4 protein-coding genes and 1 pseudogene are annotated in these 4,816 nt (G+C 72.8%); 2 read left to right on the top strand and 3 right to left on the bottom strand.

The window, feature by feature from the left end; translation table 11 throughout:
* The 3 genes and pseudogenes from VIB55_RS23360 to VIB55_RS23370 all read right to left on the bottom strand — a co-directional run.
* Window positions 1–267, bottom strand: a pseudogene (locus VIB55_RS23360) (BMP family ABC transporter substrate-binding protein); the annotation flags it as partial.
* Window positions 257–2,065, bottom strand: a complete 1,809-nt coding sequence (locus tag VIB55_RS23365; protein WP_331879088.1) for a methyl-accepting chemotaxis protein — start codon at window positions 2,063–2,065, stop codon at window positions 257–259. The pseudogene VIB55_RS23360 and the gene VIB55_RS23365, both read right to left, overlap by 11 nt.
* Before the next feature lie 228 nt (window positions 2,066–2,293).
* Window positions 2,294–2,557, bottom strand: a complete 264-nt coding sequence (locus VIB55_RS23370) for a hypothetical protein (protein WP_331879089.1) — start codon at window positions 2,555–2,557, stop codon at window positions 2,294–2,296.
* Between the two features lie 152 nt (window positions 2,558–2,709).
* Between VIB55_RS23370 and VIB55_RS23375 the strand changes: the two genes are divergently transcribed.
* Both VIB55_RS23375 and VIB55_RS23380 read left to right on the top strand, forming a co-directional pair.
* Window positions 2,710–4,251: a pre-peptidase C-terminal domain-containing protein gene (locus VIB55_RS23375; protein WP_331879090.1), complete on the top strand. Its 1,542-nt coding sequence runs from the start codon at window positions 2,710–2,712 to the stop codon at window positions 4,249–4,251.
* A gap of 34 nt (window positions 4,252–4,285) precedes the next feature.
* Window positions 4,286–4,780: a hypothetical protein gene (locus VIB55_RS23380; RefSeq protein WP_331879091.1), complete on the top strand. Its 495-nt coding sequence runs from the start codon at window positions 4,286–4,288 to the stop codon at window positions 4,778–4,780.
* Window positions 4,781–4,816 lie beyond the last annotated feature (36 nt).

Here is a 4,816-nt window from a genome sequence, read left to right on the forward strand (position 1 = left end):
GGCGTACCTGCGCAGGTCGTCTGGCTTTCCTTCCCCGCCCGCCGTCTCCGTGACGGCGGTGTCGGCGCCCAGCTCCGTTGCGGCGGCGGCCAACCCGGTGAGCGCGGCGTCGTTGAAGCCGCGGTCGCCCCGGCCGCCGCTGCTCAGCACGAGCCCGACGGACACGGAGTCCGCCGCGGCGCTCGCCCGCGTCTCTCCCCCACCGCAGCCGGCCAGCGTCAGCGCGGCGAGGCCGAGCAGGAGGGGACGGATTCGTTCAGCGGCCATGGGCACCCGGAAGCTTGAAGTAGCTGACGCGCGATTCCAGCTGGTCGGCCTCGGCCGCCATCTTTTCCGCCGTGGCGGCCAGCTCCTCCGACGCGGCCACGTTGCTCTGCGTGATCCCCTCGACGTCGCCGGTGCGCGAGTGGACGAGGGAAATCTGCTCCGTCTGGTGGACGGAGGCGCCGGCCACCTCTTCCATCAGCCCGGCGGCCTCGCGGATCATGGGCTCCAGCTGCGCCATCACCGCGGCGGAGCGCTCCGCGATCCCCCGGCTGCTCCCCGCGATGGCGCCGATCTCCTCCGCCGCCTCCTGGCTGCGCTCCGCCAGCCGGCGCACCTCGTCCGCGACCACGGCGAACCCGCGGCCGTGCTCGCCGGCCCGCGCCGCCTCGATGGCCGCGTTCAGCGCCAGCAGGTTGGTCTGCTCCGCCAGGTAGTGGATCACGGAGATGCGGTCGGTGATGCGCTTCATGGCGTCCATCGTCTCCGCCGCGGCCGTGGCGCCCAGCTGCGCGTCGCCGGCGCCGCGAAGGACCACGCCGCGCATGTCGCGGGTGCGCTGTGCGCTCTGTCCCGCGGAGGCGTTCACCTCGTCCAGCGCCTGCGCCGTTTCGCGGACGGCCTGCGCCTGCTCCGTCGCGGCGGCGGACAGCTCCTGCGCGCTCGCCGCCACCTGGGCCGCGCTGGCCGACATGGTCTGCGTGGCGCCGCGGATTTCGTCGATCACCGTCCCCAGCCGCTGCTGCATGTCGGCGAAAGCGCCGCCGAAGCGGTCGTCGGCCGACCGCGGCTGCACGCGGCGCGTCAGGTTGCCCTCGGCGATCTCGCCCGCCACGGCGGCCATGTCGCGCAGGTACGCCGTCATCCCCACGAACGCATGGCCGAAGGTGTCGCGCTCGGACCGGGGGTGCACGGGCACGTCCAGGTCGCCCGCGGCGATGCGGTCGGCCGCGTGCGCCATCTCGCGCAGGTACGCGGTCATCCCGCGCATCGCGGCCAGCAGGCGCCCCAGCTCGTCATCCGCCGCCACCACGCCGTCGTTCGCCTCCTCCTCCACGTCGCCCGCGCTCACCCGCTCCGCCACGCGCACCGCCTCGGCCACCTGCGTGGCGACGGAGTCCAGCACGCCGCGCGAAATCTGCCAGAGCAGCCAGGTGGCGAGCGCCGCGACGGCCACGACGAGCACCAGCGCGACGATCCCAACCCGCCGCGAGGCCGCGAACACGCGCGCGATGTCGGCCTCGCGTTCGCTTCGCAGGGTGGAGAGGCGGGCGCGCAGCTCGGAGCGGCCGCGCGACATCCCCTGCAGGTCGCGGATCATCTCCGGGCTGCTTTCGCCGCCGATGAAGCGCGCCGTGGTCCCCCGGGCCAGGGTGTACCACGCCTCGAATCCGTCGCGGAGCGCATCCGTCTCCGCGCCCTCGACTGCCCCCGTCTCGCGCAGCGCATCGACATCGCGAAGGTAGCGCGTCCGCAGCGTGTCGGTATCGGAAAGCTTGGCGGTGTCGCGCAGGGCGACGGCGTCCTGCAGCCCGCGCTGCACCGCCTCGACGCTTTCGCCCAGGTTGCGGCCCAGCTGCACCGCGGGCACGTAGCGCGACCCGATGCGCTCGCCCTGCAGCAGGTTCAGCAGCACGGCGAAGGCGCCCACGGCCAGCACGGTGGCCAGGGCGGCCAGCGCGAGCCGGGGGAGCATCTCCATGCGGTCGCGAAAGCCCAGCCCGCCCAGGTGGGCGCGCGCGCGCGACGGGCGGCCGGCGAGCAGGGTGCGCGCCAGCGTGGTCCAGGGGCTAACGGCCATGGTGCCCCGCGGTGCGAGGTGCGGACGGGGACGAGGAGAACGAATGAAGCCGCTCCGGGGAGCGGCGTTTTTGCGATGAGACGAGCACGATGCACTTCCTCGCGCGGGCCGGTCAGTTGGACGGGAAACCCAGTCTAACGGATCGCCGCGGCGGGGTCAAATGCAGGCGCGGCAGTCACTTCGGCGATTTGAGGCGGATAATGCGCAGCGTCCGCGGCGTTCACTCCCTCACGCCCACCGGGGACGGGTCCGCGCCTCGCACGAGATCAGGGCCAGCCCTTCCTCCGCCATCCACCGCATGTGGCGGGTGAGGATGGCTTCGAAGTCGGCGGCGAAGCGCCGCTCCGGGGTGGATTCATACACCTGGCTGCACCCGCGGCAGGCGATCACGCCTTCCTCGGGGATGTACGTCCACGCCGCCACGCATTCCATCTTGTGCTCCAGTACGGCCACCGGCTCCCCCATTCGGTCCGGGTTCCCGACAACAGGCATCCAGAGGGGATACGATCGATCCCGGCCCCTTGGATTCGTCCGCGTTCGGGGGGCCGGGGATGATGAAGGTTGACAGGGCGGCGGACTGCGGCAGATTGAGCGGAGCGGCCGATTTCCTCCCGCGCCGCCCCCATCCTCCGCCTCGATCCCGGATGACCCCCTTCCCCGCCGGACTCCTTTTCCGCCTCCGCCGCAACGGTGCGCTTCTCCTCTGCGCCGCCGCGTCCATCGCCGCCGCGTCGCCAGCCGCCGCGCAGTCCACCCCGTTCCGCGGCACCGTGCTGTACGAGAAGGTGCCGGCGGGCCCGACGGGGCTGCGGCTGGACGCGCCGGTGCGCACGCCCGCGGCGGGAGTGCGGGTGGAGGTGGTCGCCTCGCCCTCGCGGCGGGTGCTGGGGAGCGGGTTCACGGACGCGGCGGGCGCCTACACGATTCCCGTGGAGCTCCGCGGACGGCAGGCGGTCTTCGTGCGGGCGCTGGCGCAAACGGAGAACGCCACCGTGGTGCGCGAGGGTGACCGGATGGAGTTCGCCATGGTGGCCGCGACGGCGACGGCCACCCCCGGGCGCGCGGTGCGTACGGACCTGCTGGCGACGGACAGCACGCGGATCGCCGGCGCCTTCAACATCGCCGCGACGGTCGCGCGGGCCAACGCGCTGGTCCGATCGGCGCAGCCCGGCGTAGTGCTTCCCAAGGTGGAGATCCGCTGGGACACGGCGTACGTGGGAGGCACCTTCTTCCGCCGCTCGCAGAACGCCGTCTTCGTCAACGGAAAGCGAGGCGAAGACAGCGACGAGTACGACGACCACGTGATCGCCCACGAGTACGGCCACTTCCTGATGGCGGCCTTTTCCAGCGACCCCAGCCCCGGCGGAGGCCACGGCTTCGGCGAGCGGCTGGACCCGCGGCTGGCGTGGTCCGAGGGGTGGGGCAACTTCTTCGGCGCGGCGGCCACGGGGGCCTCCCACTACATCGACACGGGGGTGATCCATGGCAAGCAGGCGGTGCTGCTGAACATGGACCTGGAGGTGGATGCGCCCAAGGACGACGCCCCCGGCATCTGGAGCGAGCACTCGGTGGGCTCGGCGCTCTGGGACTGGTACGACGCGGCGGGCGAGGAGGGAGATTCGGTGGCCTTGGGCTTCGGTCCCCTGTGGGCGGCCTTCACCGGGCTGGCCAGGGTGCCCGACGCCTACCTGCTTCGGTACGCCGAGGTGCTGGGCGCGCAAACGCGGCTGGCACGGCTGCTGACGGCCACGCTGCAGACGCGCGGGATCCGCTACCCCGTGGGCCAGGAGCCCCGCCCGCGCGAGCCGTTCCCCGAGCCGCTGGCGGCGGGAACCGCGGTGACGGGAACCGTGGACAGCCGCAGCACGCGGCGCAGCAACCTGTACCGCTCGTCGGCGCACTACGGGTTCACCGTGTCACAGGCGCGCCAGGTGACGATCACGCTCAAGATCCTGGAAGCGCGCGACGAGGACCACGCCGACCTGGACCTGTACCTGTTCGACGAGACCGGCGAGTCCGTCGCCGAATCGAACGCGGTGAACGGCGTGGGCGACAGCGAGCGCATCCAGCAGCAGCTGGAACCCGGCTACTACCGGGTGGAGGTGAGGAGCTGGAGCCGGGGCGGCTCGCCGCTCCCGGCCGGCGCCGCCCACCAGGGCACCTTTTCGCTGGTCGCGCGGTACTGAGCGCGCACGCCCAACCGTTCCCGGGATCCATCCCATGATGAAGCTCGTCCTGTTCACCGCCTGCATCCTCGCCGCCCTCCCCGCCTCCGCCCAGTCGGGCGTGCTCCGCCTGAGCGGGACGGACAAGGTGACCGCGCCGGTGACGGTGGAGCTGGTGCCGCTGCCGGACCCGGGGCCGGGGCGGCGCCGCGTGAGGATCGTAGGGCTCCCCAGCGTGTCGGCGCCCTCGCTGACGCTGGACGTGAGCGCGGAAAATGGGATCGCGCTGGCGAACCCGGTGGCGTGGACGGGCGCGGCGACGGCGGGCGAGGAGGTGGCGGTGGAGGTGGAGCTGGTGGTGGACGGGCCGGGAGAGCAGCGGCTGGTGGTGGCCGCCACCGTCAAGCACGACAACGGGTTCAGCCAGACGGGGCTTCACGTCTTCAGCCTGAACCCCGCCGCGAACGCCGGCTTCCTGAAGCGCCTCCCCGCCGCGCCGACGGACCCGGGGGGCAGGCGCATCCTGGAAATCCCCGCCGCCACGCCGTAAGAACGGAACGACAGGATCACGCGGAGGCGGGGGGGG

The sequence above is a fragment of the Longimicrobium sp. genome (genome assembly GCF_036554565.1).
Classification (GTDB): Bacteria; Gemmatimonadota; Gemmatimonadetes; order Longimicrobiales; family Longimicrobiaceae; genus Longimicrobium.

Bases quoted from the DNA above. Each gene is read 5' to 3' on its own strand.
- VIB55_RS23365 (WP_331879088.1), bottom strand. From the start codon at position 2,065: ATGGCCGTTAGCCCCTGGACCACGCTGGCGCGCACCCTGCTCGCCGGC.
- VIB55_RS23370 (WP_331879089.1), bottom strand. From the start codon at position 2,557: ATGCCTGTTGTCGGGAACCCGGACCGAATGGGGGAGCCGGTGGCCGTA.
- VIB55_RS23375 (WP_331879090.1), top strand. From the start codon at position 2,710: ATGACCCCCTTCCCCGCCGGACTCCTTTTCCGCCTCCGCCGCAACGGT.
- VIB55_RS23380 (WP_331879091.1), top strand. From the start codon at position 4,286: ATGATGAAGCTCGTCCTGTTCACCGCCTGCATCCTCGCCGCCCTCCCC.